General features: G+C 69.6%; 22 protein-coding genes. 14 read left to right on the top strand and 8 right to left on the bottom strand.

Annotated elements, in window-relative coordinates; translation table 11 throughout:
• Positions 1-55: 55 nt before the first annotated feature.
• Both IE177_RS03400 and IE177_RS03395 read right to left on the bottom strand, forming a co-directional pair.
• Positions 56-1,021 carry a zinc-binding dehydrogenase gene (locus IE177_RS03400; protein ID WP_190013175.1) on the bottom strand — a complete coding sequence of 322 codons (966 nt, stop codon included), beginning with the start codon at positions 1,019-1,021 and terminating at the stop codon, positions 56-58.
• Between the two features lie 196 nt (positions 1,022-1,217).
• Complete coding sequence (locus tag IE177_RS03395; RefSeq protein ID WP_190013174.1) at positions 1,218-2,438, bottom strand: NAD(P)-dependent malic enzyme; 1,221 nt, start codon at positions 2,436-2,438, stop codon at positions 1,218-1,220.
• A 643-nt stretch (positions 2,439-3,081) separates the two neighbouring features.
• Here IE177_RS03395 and IE177_RS03390 point away from each other — a divergent pair.
• From IE177_RS03390 to IE177_RS03380, 3 genes are read left to right on the top strand one after another with little or no spacing between them, the layout of a single operon-like run.
• On the top strand, positions 3,082-4,041 hold the full coding sequence (locus IE177_RS03390; RefSeq protein WP_190013173.1) for an ABC transporter substrate-binding protein: 960 nt from the start codon (positions 3,082-3,084) through the stop codon (positions 4,039-4,041).
• A 36-nt stretch (positions 4,042-4,077) separates the two neighbouring features.
• Positions 4,078-5,013, top strand: a complete 936-nt coding sequence (locus IE177_RS03385; protein WP_190013172.1) for an amino acid ABC transporter permease — start codon at positions 4,078-4,080, stop codon at positions 5,011-5,013.
• A gap of 50 nt (positions 5,014-5,063) precedes the next feature.
• Positions 5,064-5,816, top strand: coding sequence for an amino acid ABC transporter ATP-binding protein (locus IE177_RS03380; RefSeq protein ID WP_190013358.1), 753 nt, complete (start codon positions 5,064-5,066; stop codon positions 5,814-5,816).
• 95 nt (positions 5,817-5,911) lie between these two features.
• On the opposite strand, the gene IE177_RS03375 is transcribed toward IE177_RS03380, so the two are convergent.
• Positions 5,912-6,670 (bottom strand): class I SAM-dependent methyltransferase, encoded by a 759-nt coding sequence (locus tag IE177_RS03375; protein ID WP_190013171.1) that lies wholly within the window; start codon positions 6,668-6,670, stop codon positions 5,912-5,914.
• Between the two features lie 98 nt (positions 6,671-6,768).
• Between IE177_RS03375 and IE177_RS03370 the strand changes: the two genes are divergently transcribed.
• Positions 6,769-7,398: a CGNR zinc finger domain-containing protein gene (locus tag IE177_RS03370; protein WP_190013170.1), complete on the top strand. Its 630-nt coding sequence runs from the start codon at positions 6,769-6,771 to the stop codon at positions 7,396-7,398.
• On the opposite strand, the gene sodX is transcribed toward IE177_RS03370, so the two are convergent.
• Positions 7,302-7,736 carry a nickel-type superoxide dismutase maturation protease gene (gene sodX, locus IE177_RS03365; protein ID WP_190013357.1) on the bottom strand — a complete coding sequence of 145 codons (435 nt, stop codon included), beginning with the start codon at positions 7,734-7,736 and terminating at the stop codon, positions 7,302-7,304. The two genes, IE177_RS03370 and sodX, sit on opposite strands and share 97 nt — an antisense overlap.
• A gap of 145 nt (positions 7,737-7,881) precedes the next feature.
• On the opposite strand from sodX, the gene sodN reads away from it, so the two are divergent.
• Positions 7,882-8,277 (top strand): superoxide dismutase, Ni, encoded by a 396-nt coding sequence (gene sodN, locus IE177_RS03360; protein ID WP_014674929.1) that lies wholly within the window; start codon positions 7,882-7,884, stop codon positions 8,275-8,277.
• Positions 8,278-8,284: 7 nt separating this feature from the next.
• Here the strand turns inward: sodN and IE177_RS03355 are convergent, their stop codons facing one another.
• Positions 8,285-9,439: a tyrosine-type recombinase/integrase gene (locus IE177_RS03355; protein ID WP_190013169.1), complete on the bottom strand. Its 1,155-nt coding sequence runs from the start codon at positions 9,437-9,439 to the stop codon at positions 8,285-8,287.
• A gap of 21 nt (positions 9,440-9,460) precedes the next feature.
• Positions 9,461-9,964, bottom strand: coding sequence for a helix-turn-helix transcriptional regulator (locus IE177_RS03350; protein WP_190013168.1), 504 nt, complete (start codon positions 9,962-9,964; stop codon positions 9,461-9,463).
• 120 nt (positions 9,965-10,084) lie between these two features.
• Here IE177_RS03350 and IE177_RS03345 point away from each other — a divergent pair, with 120 nt between their 5' ends.
• The 4 genes from IE177_RS03345 (at position 10,085) to IE177_RS03330 (ending at position 14,730) form a co-directional block, all read left to right on the top strand.
• The gene (locus IE177_RS03345; RefSeq protein ID WP_190013167.1) at positions 10,085-10,279 is read left to right on the top strand and encodes a helix-turn-helix transcriptional regulator; all 195 of its coding nucleotides are present in this window, start codon (positions 10,085-10,087) and stop codon (positions 10,277-10,279) included.
• A 539-nt stretch (positions 10,280-10,818) separates the two neighbouring features.
• The gene (locus tag IE177_RS03340; RefSeq protein ID WP_190013166.1) at positions 10,819-12,132 is read left to right on the top strand and encodes a DUF3631 domain-containing protein; all 1,314 of its coding nucleotides are present in this window, start codon (positions 10,819-10,821) and stop codon (positions 12,130-12,132) included.
• A 323-nt stretch (positions 12,133-12,455) separates the two neighbouring features.
• Positions 12,456-13,064 (top strand): plasmid mobilization relaxosome protein MobC, encoded by a 609-nt coding sequence (gene mobC / locus IE177_RS34695; RefSeq protein WP_373305016.1) that lies wholly within the window; start codon positions 12,456-12,458, stop codon positions 13,062-13,064.
• On the top strand, positions 13,054-14,730 hold the full coding sequence (locus tag IE177_RS03330; protein WP_190013164.1) for a relaxase/mobilization nuclease domain-containing protein: 1,677 nt from the start codon (positions 13,054-13,056) through the stop codon (positions 14,728-14,730). The genes mobC and IE177_RS03330 overlap by 11 nt, the downstream gene beginning before the upstream one ends.
• On the opposite strand, the gene IE177_RS03325 is transcribed toward IE177_RS03330, so the two are convergent.
• Both IE177_RS03325 and IE177_RS03320 read right to left on the bottom strand, forming a co-directional pair.
• Positions 14,727-15,545, bottom strand: a complete 819-nt coding sequence (locus IE177_RS03325) for a class I SAM-dependent methyltransferase (RefSeq protein WP_190013163.1) — start codon at positions 15,543-15,545, stop codon at positions 14,727-14,729. The two genes, IE177_RS03330 and IE177_RS03325, sit on opposite strands and share 4 nt — an antisense overlap.
• Positions 15,542-16,879 carry a helix-turn-helix domain-containing protein gene (locus tag IE177_RS03320; protein ID WP_190013162.1) on the bottom strand — a complete coding sequence of 446 codons (1,338 nt, stop codon included), beginning with the start codon at positions 16,877-16,879 and terminating at the stop codon, positions 15,542-15,544. Before IE177_RS03320 ends, IE177_RS03325 begins: the two co-directional genes overlap by 4 nt.
• A 104-nt stretch (positions 16,880-16,983) precedes the next feature.
• Between IE177_RS03320 and IE177_RS03315 the strand changes: the two genes are divergently transcribed.
• The 5 genes from IE177_RS03315 (at position 16,984) to IE177_RS03295 (ending at position 20,985) form a co-directional block, all read left to right on the top strand.
• Positions 16,984-17,451: an ATP-binding protein gene (locus IE177_RS03315; protein WP_190013161.1), complete on the top strand. Its 468-nt coding sequence runs from the start codon at positions 16,984-16,986 to the stop codon at positions 17,449-17,451.
• Positions 17,445-17,921, top strand: a complete 477-nt coding sequence (locus tag IE177_RS03310; protein ID WP_190013160.1) for a hypothetical protein — start codon at positions 17,445-17,447, stop codon at positions 17,919-17,921. The genes IE177_RS03315 and IE177_RS03310 overlap by 7 nt, the downstream gene beginning before the upstream one ends.
• A 28-nt stretch (positions 17,922-17,949) precedes the next feature.
• Positions 17,950-19,071, top strand: a complete 1,122-nt coding sequence (locus tag IE177_RS03305; protein WP_190013159.1) for a hypothetical protein — start codon at positions 17,950-17,952, stop codon at positions 19,069-19,071.
• A complete protein-coding gene (locus tag IE177_RS03300; protein WP_190013158.1) occupies positions 19,068-19,418 on the top strand; it encodes an ASCH domain-containing protein in 351 nt (116 codons plus the stop codon). Before IE177_RS03305 ends, IE177_RS03300 begins: the two co-directional genes overlap by 4 nt.
• A 325-nt stretch (positions 19,419-19,743) precedes the next feature.
• Positions 19,744-20,985, top strand: a complete 1,242-nt coding sequence (locus tag IE177_RS03295) for a PP2C family protein-serine/threonine phosphatase (protein WP_190013157.1) — start codon at positions 19,744-19,746, stop codon at positions 20,983-20,985.
• Positions 20,986-21,171 lie beyond the last annotated feature (186 nt).

Here is a 21,171-nt window from a genome sequence, read left to right as displayed (position 1 = left end):
GGAAAAGGCGGGTCCGGTACCCCGGACCCGCCTCACAAGCCCTGCTCCGGCGGCGTCAGCCGTTCGTCAGCACGATCTTCCCGAACTGCTCCCCGGCGGCGAGCCGCTCGAAGCCCTCACGGGCCCGGTCCAGCGGCAGCTCCTCGTCGATGACGGGCCGTACCCCGGTAGCCGCGCAGAAGGAGAGCAGGTCCTCCAGTTCGTCCTTCGTGCCCATGGTGGAGCCGACGACCTTCAGCTCCAGGAAGAAGATGCGGGTCAGCTCGGCGTGCGAGGGCCGGTCGCCGCTGGTGGCGCCGGAGATGACGAGCGTGCCGCCGGGCCGCAGGGACTTCACCGAGTGGGACCAGGTCGCGGCGCCCACGGTCTCGATCACGGCGTCCACCCGCTGCGGCAGCCGCGCACCCGGCTCGACCGCCTCCACGGCCCCGAGCTCCAGGGCGCGCTTGCGCTTCGCCTCGTCCCGGCTGGTGGCGAAGACCCTGAGTCCCGCCGCCTTGCCGAGCACGATCGCGGCCGTGGCGACACCGCCGCCCGCGCCCTGCACCAGCACCGAGTCACCGGGCCGTACCCCGGCGTTGGTGAACAGCATCCGGTACGCCGTCAGCCATGCGGTGGGCAGACAGGCGGCCTCGGCGAAGGACAGCTCCTTCGGCTTGGGCAGGACGTTCCAGGTCGGCACGGCGACCTGCTCGGCGAAGGTGCCCTGGTAGCGCTCGGTGAGAATGGAGCGCGGCTCGTCCGGGCCGACGCCGTGGCCCGTCTGGCCGATGACGGAGTGCAGGACGACCTCGTTGCCGTCCTCGTCGACGCCGGCGGCGTCACAGCCGAGGATCATCGGCAGCCGGCCCTCCGGGAGGCCGACGCCCCGCAGGGACCAGAGGTCGTGGTGGTTGAGGGAAGCGGCCCGCACGGTGACGGTGCTCCAGCCGGGACGGGCCTCGGGAGCCGGGCGCTCCCCCAACTCGAGGCCGGTGAGCGGCTGGTCGCGGTCGATTCGGGCGGCGTAGACAGCGAACATGGGCTCGACGATAGGTGCGCCGCGCAGCGGACGGAACCAGGAACCCCTGTGACACATGCCCTCTTGCGCACCGGCACCCGTACAGCGCAGTCCGGTCCCCGCCGGCCGAGGAGAACGTGCCGTCAGCGCCCGCAAGGCGGGGCGCGGGCAAAGAGAATGGCCCCGTCCGGCACGGACGGGGCCATCGAGCGCCGGGTCAGCGCCGGGCGACTCCTTCGGCACGGGCGGCCGCGGCCACCGCCGCGGTGACCGCCGGAGCGACCCGCTCGTCGAACGGCGACGGAATCACGTAGTCGGCGGCAAGGTCGTCACCGACCACCGCCGCCAGCGCCTCCGCCGCGGCGATCTTCATTCCCTCGGTGATCCGCGTGGCCCGCACCTGCAGGGCACCCGCGAAGATGCCGGGGAAGGCCAGCACGTTGTTGATCTGGTTCGGGAAGTCCGAGCGGCCGGTCGCGACGACCGCCGCGTACTTGTGCGCCACCTCCGGGTGCACCTCGGGGTTCGGGTTGGCCATCGCGAAGACGAAGGCACCCTCGGCCATGGAGGCGACGGCCGCCTCCGCGACCGTACCGCCGGAGACGCCGATGAAGACGTCCGCGCCCGCGAGCGCGTCCTCCAGCGAGCCGGTGACGCCGGCCTTGTTGGTGAAACCGGCCAGCTCACGCTTGACCGGCGTCAGGTCCTCCCGGTCGGCCGACACGACGCCCTTGCGGTCCGCGACGGCCACATCGCCGATGCCGGCCTCGACCAGCATCCTGGCGATGGCGACACCGGCCGCGCCGGCACCCGAGATGACGGCCCGCAGCTGCCCGATCTCACGCCCGCTCAGACGCGCCGCGTTGCGCAGCGCCGCGAGCGTCACGACGGCCGTGCCGTGCTGGTCGTCGTGGAAGACCGGGATGTCCAGCCGCTCCTGCAGCCGGCGCTCGATCTCGAAGCACCGGGGCGCCGAGATGTCCTCCAGGTTCACTCCGCCGAAGGACGGGGCGAGCCGGACGACGGTCTCGACGATGTCGTCCACGTCCGTGCAGTCGAGCGCGATGGGCACCGCGTCGACGCCGCCGAACTGCTTGAAGAGGATGGCCTTGCCCTCCATCACGGGGAGGGAGGCCTGGGGACCGATGTCCCCCAGTCCGAGCACGGCGGTGCCGTCGGTGACGACGGCGACGACCGAGGACTTCCATGTGTAGTCGTTGACCAGTTCCGGCTGCTCCGCGATCGCGGTGCACACGCGCGCGACTCCGGGCGTGTACGCGAGGGAAAGGTCGTCCTTGTCGCGGACCGGCACGGTGGCCTGCACGGCCATCTTGCCGCCACGGTGCAGCGCGAACGCCGGATCGAAGGAATCGAGGGGCTCGGCCCCGCCGTCCTGGTCCGTACTGTCGCTGCGAGGATTGACGATCTCCGCTGCCACTTTGTCTTACCCCTTAGGTATGCATGGTTGAGGGTCGACCACTCCTGGTGAGGGGTGGGCGGGCACCGCGCACGGCTCGATTGCGGATACGGGCGAGCACATACGCGACGGGCGCGCCGCACACGCGCCCTGAGCCCCGGATGAGGGGTGTAAAGAACCTTCTTACCGGACGGACGGCACCCACGACGAGTCCATTAGGTGCAAGGTCACATCGAGGAACCGCAAAGCCACCGGCAGGTGACGCCTGGCCGACGGGCCGGCCACGCCTTCGCGCGGGGCGCGCCGAGGGCGTCACGGCCTGCCACGGAGGGCGTCGAGGCGCGCCGGAGAGGCCGTCACGGCATGCCGGAGAGGGCCCGAACAGCACGAAACCGGCAGAAAGTCGACGACCACATCGTGAGATGCGCCGAAGATTTTCCGGCTGGATGGCTGGATTCCCGCAGAAGGTCCGGTAGTGGTAGACCGAAGATGTACCGACCTGATGGGGTTCGAGCGTCGCCCGTTATCCGATTTTGACATAGTGACGCCCCTGAATGGCGTAGTCCGAATGGCAAGATGCCGTAAACCCACGAGGTCGCGACACCCGAAGGTGTGTGTTTCCGTCGACCCATCGCACCTCTTCCCTTCCGCCGGAGGAACCACGATGACCGCAAGCTCCACCCGTCGTACGACCGCCGCGCACTCCCGCCTGGCCGCGGTCGGTGCGATCGCGGTCGCAGGGGCGCTGCTGCTCACCGGCTGCGGTGACCAGACCAAGGACAAGAACAACGACTCCGGCAGCGCGTCGACGACCAGCGCACCGCTGGCCGACAAGCTCCCCTCGGACATCCGCAGCGCGGGTGTCATCAAGGTCGGTTCCGACATCGCGTACGCCCCGGTCGAGTACAAGGACGACTCCGGCAAGGTCGTCGGCCTGGACCCCGACCTGGCGGCAGCCCTGGGCAAGCAGCTCGGCGTGAAGTTCGACTTCCAGAACGGCACCTTCGACACCCTGCTCACCGGTCTGCGGTCGGACCGCTACGACATGGCGATGTCGGCGATGACGGACAACAAGAACCGTCAGGAGGGCGTGGACCCGGACACCGGCAAGAAGGTCGGTGAGGGTGTCGACTTCGTCGACTACCTGACCGCCGGCGTCTCGATCTACACCCGCAAGGGAGACACCCAGGGGATCGCGACCTGGGAGGACCTGTGCGGCAAGAAGCTCGCCGTCCAGCGCGGCACCACCTCGGAGGACCTGGCCAAGCAGCAGGCCAAGAAGTGCCCGGGCGGCAAGAAGCTGGCCATCGAGGCCTTCGACGACAACCAGCAGGCCCAGACCCGGCTGCGTTCGGGCGGCGCGGACGCCGTGTCCGCCGACTTCCCGGTCGCCGCGTACGCGGTGAAGACCTCCGGCGGCGGCAAGGACTTCGAGATCGTCGGCGACCAGGTCGAGGCGGCCCCCTACGGCATCGCGGTGGCCAAGAAGGACACCCAGCTGCGGGACGCCCTCAAGGCCGCGATGGACGCGATCATCGCCAACGGCGAGTACAAGACCATCCTCGAGAAGTGGGGCGCCCAGGACGGCGCCGTCAAGGAGTCCGTGATCAACGGCGGCAAGTGACCGCGTAGTTCCAGCGGCCACTGAGAGGCAACACCTGTGACAGACATCAAGAAGACGGCCGGGGAGCCGGGCACTCCCCCGGCCGGTCCGGAGGCCGTCAAGGCCATCCCGGTCCGGCACTACGGACGATACGTCTCCGCCGTCATCGCCATCGCGATCCTCGTCGCGATCATCTACGCGTTCGCGCAGGGTCAGATCAACTGGGGCGCCGTCCCGGACTACTTCTTCGACGACCGGATCCTGACCGGCGTCGGCAAGACCCTCCTGCTGACGGTCGCCTCGATGGCGATCGGCATCTTCGGCGGCATCGTCCTCGCGGTGATGCGGCTGTCGAAGAACCCCGTGACCTCGTCGATCGCCTGGTTCTACATCTGGTTCTTCCGCGGTACCCCGGTCCTGGTGCAGCTCGTCGTCTGGTTCAACCTGGGCCTGGTCTTCCAGTACATCAACCTCGGTCCGCTGTACAAGGACGAGTGGTCGGACTTCATGACCCCTCTCCTGACCGCGCTGCTGGGCCTCGGCCTGAACGAGGCCGCGTACATGGCGGAGATCTGCCGTGCCGGCCTGCTCGCCGTCGACGAGGGCCAGACCGAGGCCGCCCACGCGCTCGGCATGAGCCACAGCCGGACCCTGCGCCGGATCATCATCCCGCAGGCCATGCGGGTGATCGTGCCGCCGACCGGCAACGAGGTCATCAACATGCTGAAGACGACCTCGCTGGTGTCGGTGGTGCAGTATCCCGAACTGTTCCGCTTCGCCCAGGACATCGGCCAGAACTCCGGCGCCCCGGTCGAGATGTACTTCCTCGCCGCGGCCTGGTACCTGATCATGACCTCGATCCTGAGCGTGGGCCAGTACTACGTCGAGCGGTACTACGCCCGCGGTTCCAGCCGCAGCCTTCCGCCGACCCCGTGGCAGAAGGTCAAGGCGCACCTGACGACCTTCTCTAGCAGGAAGGTCACGGCAGCATGACCGAGAAGCTGAGCAAGAAGCAGGACTCCCCGTCGCAGGGCACCGTCCCGATGGTCAAGGCGGAGGGCGTCCACAAGTCCTTCGGCCACGTCGAGGTGCTCAAGGGCATCGACCTGGAGGTGAAGCCGGGCGAGGTGTTCTGCCTCATCGGCCCCTCCGGCTCCGGCAAATCGACCTTCCTGCGGTGCATCAACCACCTGGAGAAGATCAACGCCGGGCGCCTGTACGTCGACGGCGAGCTGGTCGGCTACCGCCAGCAGGGCGAGAAGCTCTACGAGCTGCGCGACCGCGAGGTCTCCATGAAGCGCCGGGACATCGGCATGGTCTTCCAGCGCTTCAACCTGTTCCCGCACATGACGGCGCTCGAGAACGTCATCGAGGCGCCGGTGCAGGTGCGGGGCGTCTCCAGGACGCAGGCCCGGGAGCGGGCCATGCAGCTGCTGGACCGCGTGGGCCTGGCCGACCGGGCGGGGCACTACCCCTCGCAGCTCTCCGGCGGCCAGCAGCAGCGGGTGGCGATCGCCCGGGCCCTCGCCATGGACCCGAAGCTGATGCTGTTCGACGAGCCGACCTCGGCCCTGGACCCGGAGCTGGTGGGTGACGTCCTGGACGTCATGCGCGACCTCGCCGAGTCCGGCATGACCATGGTCGTCGTCACCCATGAGATGGGCTTCGCCCGCGAGGTGGGCGACAGCCTCGTGTTCATGGACAACGGCGTGGTGGTCGAATCCGGTCATCCGCGGGACGTGCTGACCAACCCGCAGCACGAGCGGACGCAGTCGTTCCTGTCGAAGGTCCTCTGAGCCTCACCGGTAGCGCACGCAGGGCGGTACGGAGACACTCCGTACCGCCCTTCGCCGTCGGCGGCGCCGAACCGCCCGGGGGCGGCGCCCCCGCGTCACTTCAGTGCGAGCAGCAGCGTGTCCGACGGCGAGCACCACACCGGCCGGGCTTCACCGAAGCCGCGCGCCCGCAGTGTGCGCGCGTGCCAGGCCGCGGAGGGCATGTCGCCGTCGGCGTGGGCGCCGTAGATCTCGAAGCGGCGGGCGGTGGGCGCCGCGAGGACGGGGTCCTCGGCCGCCAGCGCCCACCACTCCGCCCAGTCGAGGGCGCCGTCGCGCATGGCCTGATCCATGCGGGTGCGCCGCAGGGTGCTCTCGGCCGCGTTGATCCGGGGCGTGGTGTCGTCGATCATGTGGTCGGCGTTCAGGAAGACGCCGCCGTAGCGAACGAGATCGGCGACCCGGCCGTAGAGAGCATCGAGGGCGTCCGTGCGCAGCCAGTGGAGAGCCGTGGCGGTGAGGACCGCGTCGTACGTGTCGTGCGGCAGCCGCGCCGGCCAGCCGGGGTCCGTGAGGTCGGCCTCGACGAGGGTGACGCGGTCGTCCCCGGCGAACGTGCCCCGGGCGATGGTGAGCAGCGCGGGGTCGAGGTCGACGCCGGTGCTGACGGCGCCCGGGAAGCGGGCGAGCAGCCGGGCGGTGATGCTGCCGGTGCCGCAGGCCAGGTCGAGGACGCGCGGTTCGGGCCCGGCGAAGGCCTCGACCATGTCGAGCATGATCCGGAACCGTTCCTCGCGGTCCGGCATGTACCACTCCTGCTGCCGGTCCCAGCTCTCCTGCCAGGCCTGCCAGTCGGTGTCCGCCGTGGCGGTCATGCAGCCCCCCTCCTCAACCGCGCGTAATACCCTGTAAGCGCAGGCATCTGTTACGTCTCCGCTCTCACGAAGATAGAACGCCTCCGTAAGGACTACAAGTGGAACTGGCCTATTACTCGGATTACGCCGTGCGTCTCGTGAACAGTGAGGAGCCGGTCCGGGGCAAGGACACCCTCACCTCGGTCGAGGCCGTCCGCGACCTCTTCGGCGTCAACGCCTCGGCCGCCCGCCGCGCCACCGACGCCGACGTCACACGCTTCCGCTCGGTCCGGGCCCGGCTGCGCGCGGTCTTCGAGGCGGCCGACAAGGGCGACGAGACCCTCGCGGTGGACCTGCTGAACTCGCTGCTGCTGGAGTTCCCGGTGAGCCCGCAGATCTCCGGTCACGACTTCCGCGACGACGACGGCCGTCCGCTGTGGCACATGCACCTGGCCGACCATCCGTCCAACGCCACCGCGGGCTACGCGGCGATCGCGGCGATGGGCCTGGCCTTCCACCTGACCGAGTACGGCGTCGACCGCCTCGGCCTGTGCCAGGCGCCGCCGTGCCGCAACGCCTACCTCGACACCTCGACCAACCGTTCCCGGCGCTACTGCTCCGACCGCTGCGCCACCCGTGCCAACGTGGCCGCCTACCGGGCCCGCAAGCGCCTGGAGGCCGACCGGTCGGGCAGCAGCGGCCTCGCGGCCGAGACCGCCCAGCGCGCCAGCGCCAGCGGCGAGCGCTGACCGGGCCGCAGCGGCCGGTACCTGAACCGGGCCGTGCCGAGGACCAGCTCGTCCGGCACGACCCCGTAGTCGGTGCTGTCCCCGCCGGCGTACGGATTGTCGCCGAGCACCCACCAGCCGCCCTCGCGCCGCTCCACGGCCCGCTTGACGACCAGCAGGTCCTGCTGGAAGGGATGCCGCAGGACCACGATGTCACCGTGCCGGACCGCGGCGCCGTAACGGACCAGCAGCCGGTCACCGTGCTGGAGGGTGGGCACCATGGACGGGCCGGTCACCTCGGCCAGCCCCCAGGGCGCCACGGCCCTGCCCCGCTCGCCCTCCTGCGACAGCTCCGGCATCTCCGGCACCTCCCCGGTCCGTTCCTCCACCAGTCTCAGTCTCACCCTGGACTTTTGCCCTAAGCCCCAGGGGGCACCCGAGAAATCGCCTTCCGCAGGGAGTAATGTCGCACCTGAGAAGACGATCACGAGGAAGGAATGCTCCATGCTTTCCCGCCTGTTTGCCCCCAAGGTCAAGGTCAGCGCCCACTGCGACCTGCCCTGCGGCGTGTACGACCCGGCCCAGGCCCGCATCGAGGCGGAGTCGGTGAAGGCCGTCCAGGAAAAGATGGCCGGCAACGACGACCCGCACTTCCAGGCGCGGGCCACCGTCATCAAGGAGCAGCGCGCGGAGCTCGCGAAGCACCACGTCTCCGTGCTGTGGAGCGACTACTTCAAGGCCCCGCACTTCGAGAAGTACCCGGAGCTGCACCAGCTGGTCAACGACACCCTGAAGGCCCTCTCGGCCGCCAAGGCGTCCACCGACCCGGCGACGGGCCAGAAGGCGCTGGACTACATCGCCCAGATCGACAAGATCTTCTGGGAGACCAAGAAGGCTTGATCTCCGATCATGCCGTTTGACCTGCGATTTCCTTGATCGTCTGGTCTTCCGGTCCGCACCCGGTCCGCAGGCCGCCGAGCACGGCGTCCATGACGGACCGGGTGCGGTCTTCTTCACCCGGCCACAGATGGGCGTAGATCCGCAGCGTGATGACGGCGGACGCGTGGCCGAGGACCAGCTGGACCTGCTTGACGCTCGCCCCGCCGGCGATGTTGGCGGAGGCGAAGAAGTGGCGCAGGTCGTGGGTCACCATGTGCGGCAGTTCGACGGGCTTGCGGCCCTCGCGCTGGGCCGCCTCGTTCTCCGTCGCTTGGAGCGTCCTGCGGGCGCCGTTCCACTCCGTCTTCCAGCGGCGGTAGTTCAGGGGCTCGCCCTCCTCCATCGTGAACAGCCACTCCTTGGAGGGGCGTGCCGCGAGGTGCGTGAGAAGGGCGTCCGTGACAACCTCCCCGACGGGGACCGTGCGCCGGGACTTGGCGGTCTTCGGCGGGCCGATCTTCCCGGACTGGAGGCGCTGCCGCTCGACACGGACGGTGCCGGCCTTGAAGTCGACGTCGGACACCTTGAGGCCGAGCAGCTCGCCTATTCGCAAGCCTGAGCCGGCGAGCGTGACGATGGCCGCGCGGAGGTACGGCGGCATCACCCGAGCCATGGCCTCCACCTGCGCGACCGTGGGCGGGCTGACCTCCTCGTCCGGCATGGGCGGAAGGGTGATCCGACGGCATGGGCTGGACGCGATGACCTTGTCCTCGACGGCCGCGGTCATGACCCGCACGAGGACGTCGTAGACGTTGCGCACGCTGCCGGGGCCGAGCAGTTCGGACAGGCTCTTGAACAGCACCTGTATGTCGTTGCGGCGTATCGCCGCCATGGCGCGGGAGCCGAGCGCCGGGACGAGGTGCAACCGTAGCGCGTTGTCGGTGATGCGCTCGGCCGCCTCACCGGCGATGAGCGACTCCGCCCACTTCGTCGCGTACTTCTCGAACGAGATCCGTCCGGCGCGCGGGTCGACGTACTGCCCGGTGACGATGCTGGCCGTGACCTCGTCGAGCCAGCGCTGGGCGTCGAGCTTGCGCTCGAAGTGGCGGGCGTGCTCCTTGCCGTCAAGGTCGCGGTAGCGGGCCCGCCATTTGCCGTTGGGGCGCTTCTGGATGTTGGCCAAGTTGCTCCTCCTTCGAGTTTGTTATCGGTAGTAACCGCCGCCCTCGATGTAGTCGGTGAGGGTGCGGGCGTCGCGCTCTTCGCCCATGAGGCGAAGGCACTGCTCGTGGATGGCCCGTGAGCTGTCGGGGTGGGCCTGGATGTGCTCGGCGATGCCGACGACGGCGTGATGCAGGCGGTCTTCGGCATCGCGGGTCTCGTAGTACGCCTCGACGGCTTCCTGGACGAGCCGTCTGCTGTTGAGGTCCAGCCCCTCCAGGGGCGGGGACATCAGCTCTTCGAGGGGCAGCTCGAAGACGCGGGCGAAAGCGAGCGCCTCGTCGACGTTGATGCGGCGGCGCGGGGTGCCGTTCTCGATGCGCCAGACGGCGGTCTGGTTCATCTTGACGCCGGCTTTGGAAACCCGGTCCGCCAACTCCGTCGTGCTCCAACCTCTGACCTCGCGCTCCAGCGCCACCCGTGCCGCGATGTTGCCTTCGCTGTAGAGCAGCGGCACGTCGCCGCCGTCGCGCTTGTCGCCTGCCATCACACCTCCACCACGATCGTCGCTATCCATATTGAAACACACGCTCTCCTATTTGGTTAACCGGCGATCGTCGGGTACAACCTATGCAGATCGAATCGCAACCTAGTCGATTGGGAATCCATGCGATACCTGACCACCGCCGAGGTCGCCGAGCGCTACCGCACGGCCGAGAGCACCGTCCGCTACTGGCGCCAGATCGGGAAGGGTCCGCGGGGCATCAAGATCGGCAAGCGGGTGCTGTATCCCGAAGCCGAACTGCTGCGATACGAGCAGGCGCTGGCCGAAGGCCGAGACGAGTGGGGCCTGGCCTCCTGAGACATCGGACGCCCCGACACGGCTCCGGCCTTCGGCGCGCCAACGCCGAAGGCCGGGGAGTCCCTCGCACATCGCCCATCCCTGAAAGAACAAGCCGGTGAGGGGCGGGACCTTGCCCGTCCTGCCCCCACCTGAGAGGAACGTCTATGGAGGACTCTACGTCCCCCACCACTCCCAACACGGTCCCCAAACCCAAGTGGCCCGATGTCGCGGTCCCCGGCCAGGGCGCCGCCCTGCGCCGCGCGGACCAGGCAGACGCAGCTTCTGCTGCGTTGGGGACCGTCGGCCAACCACGTGATGCGGCCGGTCCGAAGGAAGCCTGGGACCGCTCCCCTGTTGAGTCGCGAACCGATATTCCGGTCACTGACCGGATAGCCACCGGTATAGAACATGTGCAGGTCGGCGGCCTGCGGACGGAGCCAACGGGCGTGCACCAGGCTGGTCCTGGCGGACCGACCGCCGCTCTGAGCATGAGCCAGGCCGCGCATAACGGTCGGTCGGTCCCTGGGACCGGTCCCCGAATCCCGGTCGTACCGAGCATGCATGGGGACCGCGATGGGGATCACGGCCCCCACGACACTTCAGGGACAGGGGCCCGGCTCCCCGACGGCGGGTCGGGGACCGGGGACCGTGCCGGCGTCGGCGGTGAGCTGGCCGACGAAGGCGCCGTGCTGCTAGACGAGGTCCGGGCGGCGATCGGTCGGTACGTGGTGCTGCCGAGCGAGGAGGCACTGACCGCGGTCACTTTGTGGGTGGCGGCTACCCACATCCAACCCGCCCTGCAGCACGCCCCCCGGCTGGCGGTGGTCGGGCCGACCAAGGGATGCGGCAAGTCTCGAGTCCTGGACGTGCTCCACGAGACCGTCCACAAACCGATGATGACGGTGAACACTTCCCCAGCGGTGGTCTTCCGCGTCATCGGCAAGAATCCGCCGACGCTGCTGGTGGACGAGGCCGACACCATCTTCGGCCCGAAGGCGGGCGAGAAGGAGGACCTGCGCGGTCTGCTGAACGCCGGGCACCAGCGCAACCGGCCCGCCTGGCGGATCTCCGGACCGGAGCAGAAGCCGACGGCGTTCCCCACCTTCGCCATGGCCGCGCTGGCGGGGATCGGCGATCTACCAGACACGATCATGGACCGGGCGGTCGTCCTCCGCATGCAGAAGCGCAAGCCGGGTGAGCGGATCACCCCGTTCCGCTCGCGTCACTCGGTGCCCGAACTGAACGCGCTGCGCGACCGGCTGGCGGCCTGGCTGACCCCTCTGCGCCGAGCGGCTGCGGGCTTGGTACCGAAGATGCCGGTCGAGGACCGCGCAGCGGACACCTGGGAGCCGCTGGTCATCATCGCCGACCTGGCCGGCGGGCACTGGCCCGCGCAGGCCCGTGCCGCCTGCCTGGCGATGACGCGCAACGAGGTGGTCCAGGATGAGCAGACGACCCTGAAGACGCGGCTGCTGCGTGACATCCGCCGCATTTTCGAGCGGGAGGACAACAGGGAGGCCCTGCGCAGCCAGGACCTGCTTGCCGCCCTCATCCAGGACGCTGAAGCGCCGTGGGCCGAGTACGGCCCCAAGGGCATGAACGCCTACCACCTGGCCAACCTGCTACGGGACTTCGGTATCAGCCCGGCCAACCACCGCTTCGAGAACGGCAGGCAGGCCAAGGCATACGCCCGCAACCAGTTCCTCGACGCCTGGGCCCGCTATTGCCCCGACCCTGCCCAAATGGCCCCCGCGCCATGGCAGGAGTCCGCACCCGCACGCCCGACCGAGGGCAAGCCCCCCGCCACTCCGTCCGGCACGCGGCCCGTCGGTCCGCCCGGCAGCGCCACCGGCCCCAAGCGCACTCGCTGACCATCCTCCCTGGGTCCGTAGCACTCCGTCGCATCCGTCCCCGCGCAGGTCAGCGCGGGGACGGATCTCCTCTCCAAATACGGATCACTCCGTACCTGCGGCCGTGTCCGTACCAGCTCTGACCAGCAGAGCGACGGATGCAACGGACGTGACGAAGCCCCAGCCCAGACCGCTACCGGAGCACCACCATGCCCGACACGAACACCGACAGCACCCTCACCCGCCGCCGCAGGGGACTGTTCAGCCTGACCCACCGAACAGCAGCAAGCTGGAGCGTTCGAGCCCCTAACGGGGCTTCGTCCGCGCTTGCCCCCGCCCCTGGAGTGGCGGAGGAGGAGGCCGGGCGCCAGCGGGCGCCCGAGCCGGGGGAGGCGACGACCGAGCCCAACGCCGCGTCCGTCGCCGATGCCCCCGCCACACACGACAAGCTGCCCGCTGATACCACCGCTCCGCAGCCCGAGTCGTCTGCCCGCCCCCCGTTGCCCGTTGAGCAGCCCTCTTGGCGTGAGCCCGACGCCCCCACGCTGCCCGCGCGGATGAACCGCAAGCGAACCACCGAGAACCGCGACCAGGAGAAGAAGATCCGCTTCACCCCGACCGCCGTCCGGATCATCGACGAGGCGGCCGAGCGGCGCCGTCTGACGTTCGCCGGGTTCGTCGGCGACGCCGCCCTGGCGGTCGCGCTCGGCAAGGCGAACATGGCGGGCAGTCCGGAGGACGATCCGATCCGCCCGCTGGTGGAAGCCGTCGAGGCCCACACCAAGGCGCTGAACCGCGTCGGCAACAACCTCAACCAGATCACCATGGCCATCAACAGCGGCGCTGTCCCCGACCGGGCCGAGGCCGTACTCGACCACCTCGACCAAGCCGTCCAGCGCAGTTACCAGTTGCTGGACGACCTCGTGGCGGCAGGCGGCAGCCATGGTGCCTGACGTCTCCACCGGCTCCGACACCCTCGGTCTGATCAACTACCTCTTCGGCAAGGGCCGTCGGGACGAGCACACCGACCCGCACATCGTGGCCGCCTGGGACATGGCCGGCGCCCCCGACCCCGGCCGCGACCCCGACGCCACCTACACCCAGCTCGCCAAGCGCCTCGACCACCATGTCGACCTGCGTACCCGTGAGCTGGGCGGGAAGAAGCCGCCGAAGCACGTGTGGCACTGCCCGGTGCGGACCGCGCCAGGTGACCGCTACCTGACCGACGCCGAGTGGGCCGAGGTCGGTCGCCGCGTCGTTGCCGCCACCGGCATCGCGCCCGAGGGCGATGACCAGGCATGCCGGTGGATCGCGGTGCGGCACGCGAACGACCACATCCACATACTGGCTACCACCGTGCGCGCCGACGGGCGCCGCCCGCGCACGAACCGCGACGGCTGGCGGGCGCAGAAGGAATGCCGCAAGATCGAGGCCGAGTATGGGCTGCGCCAGCTCAAGTCCGGTGACCTGACCGCACCCAAGACACCCACCGGGGCAGAGCGGGCCAAGGCCGAGCGCCTGGGCCAGGAGGTGACCGCGCGGCGGTGGCTGCGGGAGCGCGCGTACGCGGTCGCCGCTGCCGTGCGCAACATCGACGATTACTTCACCGTGCTGCAATCGCTCGGTATCCAGGTCAAGCCGCGCCTCAGCGCCAAGACCGGCGAGGTGGACGGCTACAGCCTGGCCGCCCCTGGCGACGCCATCTTCTTCGGTGGCTCCAAGCTCGCCCCCGACCTGTCCTACAGCCGCCTGCTCGAACGCCTCACCACTCAGGACGTGGCCGACCGCCCACAACCGGTGGCCGACCCGGCCGAGCCGTGGCGTCGGACGGAATCCGCAGTGCGTACAGCTCTCACCGCGCTCGATTCGGGCGATGATCCCGTGGCCCAGGGCCACCTGGACGCCTTCGCCGACACTCTGCACAACCTGGCTCGCTCCACCTCCGGCCCGCACCAGGCCGAACTGCGAGCGGCAGCCATGGCTTTCAACCGGTCTCGCCGCTCGGCGATCCGGGCCGACCACCAAGCCACCACAGAACTACGCCAAGCCGCCAAGGAACTCGCCTACGCCCCCACCATTCCCGGCGGCCTCGCCATCGCGCTCATCTTCACCGCCCTGCACCTTGCCCGCGCCGCCGCCAAGTGGCACGAGCAGCGCGGTCACGCGCAGCAGGCGGCAGCGGCCGAGGAATCCTTCCGCAACCTCCAGGAGAGCTACCGCCACGTCGCCGAGCCCGTCCTGGCAGACCTCGCCCAGCGCGCACCCCGCTCCCAGACCATCCATCGGTTCGAGGCCGACGTGCGCCAGGCCGTACCCGACCACGCCGACCGCATCCTGGCCGACGCCGCCTGGCCAGCCTTGGCCACTACTCTCGCCCGCGCGAAATCCGCCGGCCGCAACCCCCGACGCCTCCTCGCCGAGGTGGCTGCCAGCCGAGAGCTGGGCACAGCCGAGCGCCCCGCCGAGGTCCTGATCTGGCGCATCACTGCCCAGCCGAACCGGCGTGCACAAGCGGCCCGCGCGCAAAGCGCCCGCCGCACCACGACGGTTACGTCGGCACCGCAGCCCGTCTCCACCCCGACGCGCGGGCACCAAACGGAACGTGCCCGCCGCCGTTAACGGCGGCAGACGAGGATGCCTCCCCGGCAGTGGATCTCGAACGCCCCATGCCGGGCGATGTGTTCGTCCAGGATGGTGCGGGCCCGCTCGATCGTGGCCTCGAAGGGCACATCGTGCTGATCCGCCCATGCCTGGTACGAGGCCATGTGCGCAACCACGGGTTCGGCGTCGCCGACGGTGATGGTGCCGGGCAGTTCAATCGTCTCGACGCGGCCGAACTCCTCCCCCAGGAAGGCCGGGGCCTTCTCCAGGGAGAAGCGGGCGCTGAGCGAGATGCGGGCCGGGCCGCGTCCGGTGCCGAGCACGTCGCCGGCGGCCCGCTGCCACAGGTCGTCGAGTTCAGCTTTGTCCCGATCGCTGTTGGTGGAGGCGATCACCAGCCCGTCACGGGCGACCACGCGAGACAGCTCCCTGACCGCCTGAGGGATGTCCGGGACGTGGTAGAGCATGTGCAACGCCAAGGCAGCATCGGCGCTCTGCGTGGCCAGCGGCAAGCGGGTGGCGTCCGCAACGGCGACCAAGCCGTGGACACCGGCGAGGATGCCAGGAGCGATGTCCAGGCCCAGCAGAGTAAGGTCGGGCCGGTCCCGGCGGAGACGCTGGATGAACTTGCCGTTGCCGCAGCCGACATCGACCACGCACCCGTTCACGCCCCTCAGCTGCTCGGCGACGATGCCAGGCAGGTCGTAGCGGGGCGTCTGCCACTGATAGAGCGACTGGCGGGCGGCCAGATCCCGGTCACTGCTGTAGGCACTTCCGGCGAGACGGCCCCGGTCGGTGACAGCGGCGTCGTGTGCGGCGGACAGTTCGGTCACGTCGGCAACTCCGGAGGGTGGGCGGCAGGTGCGGCCGCGAGGACGGCCGTGTGCTGGAGTCGTTCGCGCAGGTGTACGGCCTGCGCGGCTCCACCGTACTGCGGCTCGCTCAGCTCATGGCCCAGAGCAGTGAGCCGGCGCACGATGCTGGCCGACATGCGCTCCGGCGGGGAGCCGAGGACGAAACCGAGCATCGCCTCGGTACCGTCCAGGTCGCCGAGGAGCATGTGGCCGCGGGCGAGATCAACATGGGCGGCGAACAGGTCACCGACCGACTGGTCGTCGTCTTCGGCGCTGCGGTAGAGCCGGATAGCGGTGTCCGCGCTGGCGATGGCCTGCTGGACGTGCTCCCGCCCACCCACGGCCAGATGGCTCGTCCCCGCGTACGCGAACTGCTTGGCGGCCGGGAAGGCGAAGATGCCCGGCACTTCGTCGTGGCCACGCATCGCCTCGCGGGCGCACTCGGCGCCAGCAAGCGCTGCTACGGCACCCGCCCGGTCTCCGACTATGGCCAGCGCCCGCGCCTCCAGGCTCGCCAACCGAGCCCCGATACTCCCGCCCGCCCGGTGCTGGCGACCGGCCTGCGCCAGCCGAGCCGCCCGCTCGTAGTGCCCGGTCCAGTAGGCGATCAGGGACTCCACAGCGCGTACCCAGGCCAGCATCCCCTCGTGGCCGACCGCTTCGGCACACGCCCTGGCGGTACGGCTGTGCGTGGCGGCAGAATCATAGTCGCCCAGGTCCAAGCAGACGTGCGCTGACAGCCCGCACAACCGAGAGGCCGTGACGTACAGGTCGGTGGTCTGCCGGGGATGCTGCCGCCCGCGCAGCAACTCGAACACCCCGTTCCGAAGCCGCTTGATCTCGACGTACACCTCCAGCAGCGGATGGCTGACGTAAGCACGGGCGAGCCGAGCGACATCGGCCTCCAACTGCTCTACGACGAACTCGTCGGCGTTGCGCTGCGCGATGAACCGGGCGAACTCCGCCGAGGCCACCGCATCCGCCGACACAGCTCCGGCGACGGTGCGTGGACGCGCCGTGGGCCACGCGAGCGGTGCCTGTCCCACCTCATCCGCGCCCTCCCCACTCCGTCGGCTCTTGCTGACAGCGACCGCCTGGTCGAGCACGGCGGCATCGACACCGAAGACCTGCGCCAGGTACTTCCGCGTGTACGGCACCGGGATGCGCACCTCGCGCTCGTAGCGCCCGATCTCCTTGCCCGTCTTGGTGGCCCGCCCCTCCAGGGTGTTGCACTCGTCGGCCACCCGCTGCTGGGACCACCCACGCTCTGTGCGCAGCCGGACGAGCAGAGCACCGATCCCTGTGTCGCCCATCCCCTCACCCCGCAGCACGCGAACTCTGGCCCCCATAGTGGCCCCCGGCATGGCCCCCATGCCGGCTCCCGACCCAAACGAGCTACAGCGGTTGGCTGTTGACCATGCCCAGCACACCGCCCGGCAAGCCGGACACTCTCACCCTGGCCCCGGCACCTGCCCCCAACGCCGACGTCGAGCGCCGCAGGAAGCTCTTCGACCGACGCCGGACCACACCCGGCGCCGCCCGGAGGTTCGTCGCCGAGACCCTTACCCAATGGGGCCGGACCGAACGCCTCGACGACGTCCAGCTGTGCGTCTCCGAACTCGCCACCAACGCCATCCTGCACGGAGCCCCCTCAGGTGGACTGGTGCTGGTGCGCATCACCCTCGCCGACACCCAACTCCGCATCGAGGTACACGACAGCGGCGACGCCCCACCCCACAGACGACACGTACCAGGCACCGCCGAGACCGGCCGCGGCCTACTGCTCGTCGCCGCCCTCGCCGACGACTGGGGCGTGGAGGAACGCCAGGGCCCCGGCAAATGCGTGTGGGCCGCCTTCCAGCACAGCACGGTGCCGGCATGCTGACTCCCGCCAGCACCAGATCCCTCACGATCTCCGCCGGGCTGATCACTTCCCTGGCCACCGTCACGTGGCTGGACACCGCCCCGACCGGCGCCACTCTCTGCTGCCTCCTGCTGGTGCCCCAGCCACCCCGCAGCCGCTACGAGACGCAGATGGTAGTCGAACAACGCATGCGGACGATCGCCGAAGCCCTCCACCTCGGCCCGGCCACCGCGCCCCCGCCAGACATCGGGTCACGCCTGCGCCCGATCACACCCACCGAGGTCGCCCTGCGCTTCGACAGCACCCCCTACCGCAAGCGCATCCCGGCAGGCCCTTCCTGGACGCTCCTGCTCGGCCGACGAACCCCGGTGGCCCTGATCCTCGGCCTTGACCCGCTCGCCCGCAGCGCCACTCCGGCCGAGATCGAGAGCTACCTCGACCTCGGCGCCCTCCACCAACGTCTCCTCTTCGGCCACACCCGAACCGAATGAACCCCAACCCACTCCAGGGGGACTTCCCGTGACGACTCACCCGGTTTCACCGAACACCGTCCTCGCCAACGCCCTCCACCGGGCCGAGGACGTCCTGACCCCGCGCATCCTGGCCGCCCCGCCGGAACGGATCGTGCTGGTCGTCGGCACCCAGATCAACGGCGCCCCGCACATCGGCACCTCCCTCGTCCAGTCGCTGGCCTTTGCCATGGCCGCCCGCCTGCGTGACCGCTTCGGCTTACCTACCGAGGTCCTCTTCAGCGCCCTCGACAACGCCCCATACGAGCTGGCTACCGACCCAGTGACCGGCCACCGTTACCAGCGTGCCTACGCCCAGGTCCTCGGGGAACAGGCTCTTGGCGATCTCGTCTCAGCCCTCTACCAGCCCCTGTTCACCGCGCTGTCGCGGCGCCTGGGCATCCCCTTCCGGGTCGAGACCTACACCCAGCAGCAGGCCGGCGAGCACTTCCGCCGCACCTGGCTGCGTCTCCTGCCCCGCCTCGACGCAGCCCGCTGGTGGCTCGCACCGTCCACCGGCACCCCGCACCTCCGCATCCCTTGCCCGCACCCCGGCTGCGGCTGGGCCGAGAAACACGCCGAACGCACCCGCGTCCACCTCACCGACCACGAGGCGGCGCAAGTGGCCGCCGTCTGCCTCCACCACGGTCCCTACCGGGCCGCCATCACACCCGACCCGACCGGGGGCTCCTACCTGGACCTGGCCACCCTGTACCGCAACTTGGTCAAGGAACTCGCCCTGTCCAGCCCCCAAGGCACCCTGCACGTCATGGTCAAGGGCGGCGACTGGGTCTTCGGCTCTCACCTGGTCGACGAGGCCCTCCAGGCCGTCGGCCTCACCCACGGACAGCTCCCGGCCCGCCTGTTCTGCCCCCAGGTCGTCACCCACACCGGCGCCAAACTGTCCAAGTCACTGATCCGCGAAAGCCGCGCTCCGTTGCCCGCCGGCACCGCCAACTGGATGCTCGACACCCAGGACTGGCCCGGCACCATCGCGGAGTACACCGAGCGACTGCTGGCCATGACCGATACCTTGCTGTCCGACCCCCGCCACTTCTTCCGCTCGTACTCGGCCGCCGAGATCGGCCGCATGATGACCGCACCAGCCACCAGGAGCATCCCCGTCCCATGAGCGACACCACCGCCCGCGTCCGCGAGCTCAACCTCTACCGCCATTACTTCGACCTCGTCGCCGCGGGTACCAAGACCATCGAGGTGCGGGTGAAATACCCGCACCTCGCCGACCTCGCCGCTGGTGACACCATCCGCTTCCGCGTCAAGGGCACTGATGAGACCTGCGAAGTGAAGGTCAAGCGGGTCACCGAGTACCCCGACTTCGAGACACTGCTGGACGGCGAAGGCCCGGCCAACGTCAACCCCACCGCGACCCGCGAACAGCAACTGGCCAACATCCGCGCCATCTACCCGCCCGAGAAGGAAGCCCTGGGCGCCCTCGCCATCGAGATCACTCACGTCTGATCGCCACAGCTCTGGCGGGTCTTCCGACAGGAAGAACACGGTCTACAACACTTGCAGCACGGGGTGAAAGCCACCTGTCCTGATCACATGTGACATGCCACGTCTGGCGTAATGGGCGCTTTGGGTCGGTCGGCCGCGTCACTCTGGAAGGGTCGATCACGGTCGTGTCAGGAGCCCTGTGTACGGATCGCGTAAGCGTTTGAGCGGATCGGCCACGACCGCCGGACGGCCCCGAGCGTTTCGGGGCGGGCGCCGCATCCGCGGCACGAGGTGAGCAGGGACACGGTGACCGGGACTTTGAGGACACCGGTGCAAGGGCGCGGCGATGACACAGGGTGAGCGGCGGCCGGACAACGGCATGATGGACCGCTCGGAAGGGTTCGGTGAGCGGCTGCTGGGGGTGCTGCTGGACCGAGCCCACGAGATGCCGCCGCAGCTGATCGCACCGCTGATCGCGGAAGAGGTGGCCAGGGTCGGTGGCCGCGACGTCTCGATCCTGCTGCAGGACTATGCCCAGTTGGTGCTGGTGCCGCTGCCGGGTCGGCGGCTGGTGGTCGGCGAGCCTGAGCCGATTGATGGTTCTCCCGCCGGCACGGCCTTCCTGCAGGCGACCACTGTCGAGGTGCCGCAGTCCGACGGTGTACGGATGTACCTGCCGTTGCTGGACGGCAGCGACCAGGTGGGAGTACTCGCCCTCACTCTGGACGCCGTCGATGACAACGACCGGCGGCTACTGCGCAGGCTGGCCGGCCTTGTCGCCGACATGCTGGTCACCAAGCACCACTACACAGACCAGTTCTTCCTGGCCCGGCGCCGCGAACCGATGAGCGTGGCCGCGGAGATCCAGTGGTCCCTGCTGCCGCCGCTGGCGATGTCCGTCCCCCAGGCAGAGGTGGCCGGCATCCTGGAGCCCGCCTACAGCGTCGCAGGCGACAGCTTCGACTACGCCCTGAACGAGGACATCCTGCACCTGGCCATGGTCGATGCGATGGGCCACGGCCTGGACGCCGCCACGATGGCGACCGTCGCCGTCGGGGCCTACCGGCACGCCCGACGTGCCGACATCGGCCTGTCCGAGATCTACGCGTTCATGGACCGGGCCATCGCGGATCAGTTCGGGCTCGACCACTTCGTCACCGCGCAGATGATGCGTCTGAATATCGCAACGGGCCACCTGCAGTGGGTCAACGCGGGCCATCCCGCACCGCTGCTGATCCGCAATCACCAGGTCGTCCGGCAACTGACAGGCCCGACCACCCTGCCGGTCGGTTTCGGCGGTGAAGAGCCCCGGATCAGCGAGCAGACGCTCCAACGCGGCGACCGGGTGCTGTGCTTCACCGACGGCCTGATCGAGGAACACGAAGCCGGTGAAGAGCAGTTCGGCGAGGAGCAGCTCATCCACTGGGTCAACCGCATCGAACACACAGAGAAGGGAGTACGCGCGGTGGTGCGCGCACTCTCCCACGCTCTGATGCGGCAACGGGGCGGCCGCACCAGCGACGACGCGACACTCTTCCTGATCGAATGGCGCGGTGGCGCCGCCGACCACCTCACCCTCCTGGAGTGAGCCGACAGCCGCACCACCAGGGCCACGGCCGACGGCACGCACACCGGGCCCCCTTGCCCGCGAACGCCCTACCGGCAGAGCCGACTCCGCGATCCTCCTTGGGCGGGTTCACTTCTCTGCGCGGTGCCACGTCCATGGCCGCCGCTGCCGGGGGCGGCCGAAGGGCGAAGTCGCCATGCGATCACC

This window comes from Streptomyces lucensis JCM 4490, from assembly GCF_014650035.1.
Lineage (GTDB): Bacteria > Actinomycetota > Actinomycetes > Streptomycetales > Streptomycetaceae > Streptomyces > Streptomyces lucensis.
Note: the sequence above shows the minus strand (reverse complement) of the source record. Positions and strands in the feature narration are given on the sequence as shown.

What these genes read in the sequence shown, in the direction of transcription:
- IE177_RS03400 (WP_190013175.1), bottom strand. Translation starts at nt 1,021, where the DNA reads ATGTTCGCTGTCTACGCCGCCCGAATCGACCGCGACCAGCCGCTCACC.
- IE177_RS03390 (WP_190013173.1), top strand. Translation starts at nt 3,082, where the DNA reads ATGACCGCAAGCTCCACCCGTCGTACGACCGCCGCGCACTCCCGCCTG.
- IE177_RS03380 (WP_190013358.1), top strand. Translation starts at nt 5,064, where the DNA reads ATGGTCAAGGCGGAGGGCGTCCACAAGTCCTTCGGCCACGTCGAGGTG.
- IE177_RS03375 (WP_190013171.1), bottom strand. Translation starts at nt 6,670, where the DNA reads ATGACCGCCACGGCGGACACCGACTGGCAGGCCTGGCAGGAGAGCTGG.
- sodX (WP_190013357.1), bottom strand. Translation starts at nt 7,736, where the DNA reads ATGCCGGAGCTGTCGCAGGAGGGCGAGCGGGGCAGGGCCGTGGCGCCC.
- sodN (WP_014674929.1), top strand. Translation starts at nt 7,882, where the DNA reads ATGCTTTCCCGCCTGTTTGCCCCCAAGGTCAAGGTCAGCGCCCACTGC.
- IE177_RS03350 (WP_190013168.1), bottom strand. Translation starts at nt 9,964, where the DNA reads ATGGCAGGCGACAAGCGCGACGGCGGCGACGTGCCGCTGCTCTACAGC.
- IE177_RS03345 (WP_190013167.1), top strand. Translation starts at nt 10,085, where the DNA reads ATGCGATACCTGACCACCGCCGAGGTCGCCGAGCGCTACCGCACGGCC.
- IE177_RS03340 (WP_190013166.1), top strand. Translation starts at nt 10,819, where the DNA reads ATGCATGGGGACCGCGATGGGGATCACGGCCCCCACGACACTTCAGGG.
- IE177_RS03330 (WP_190013164.1), top strand. Translation starts at nt 13,054, where the DNA reads ATGGTGCCTGACGTCTCCACCGGCTCCGACACCCTCGGTCTGATCAAC.
- IE177_RS03320 (WP_190013162.1), bottom strand. Translation starts at nt 16,879, where the DNA reads ATGGGCGACACAGGGATCGGTGCTCTGCTCGTCCGGCTGCGCACAGAG.
- IE177_RS03315 (WP_190013161.1), top strand. Translation starts at nt 16,984, where the DNA reads ATGCCCAGCACACCGCCCGGCAAGCCGGACACTCTCACCCTGGCCCCG.
- IE177_RS03310 (WP_190013160.1), top strand. Translation starts at nt 17,445, where the DNA reads ATGCTGACTCCCGCCAGCACCAGATCCCTCACGATCTCCGCCGGGCTG.
- IE177_RS03300 (WP_190013158.1), top strand. Translation starts at nt 19,068, where the DNA reads ATGAGCGACACCACCGCCCGCGTCCGCGAGCTCAACCTCTACCGCCAT.
- IE177_RS03295 (WP_190013157.1), top strand. Translation starts at nt 19,744, where the DNA reads ATGACACAGGGTGAGCGGCGGCCGGACAACGGCATGATGGACCGCTCG.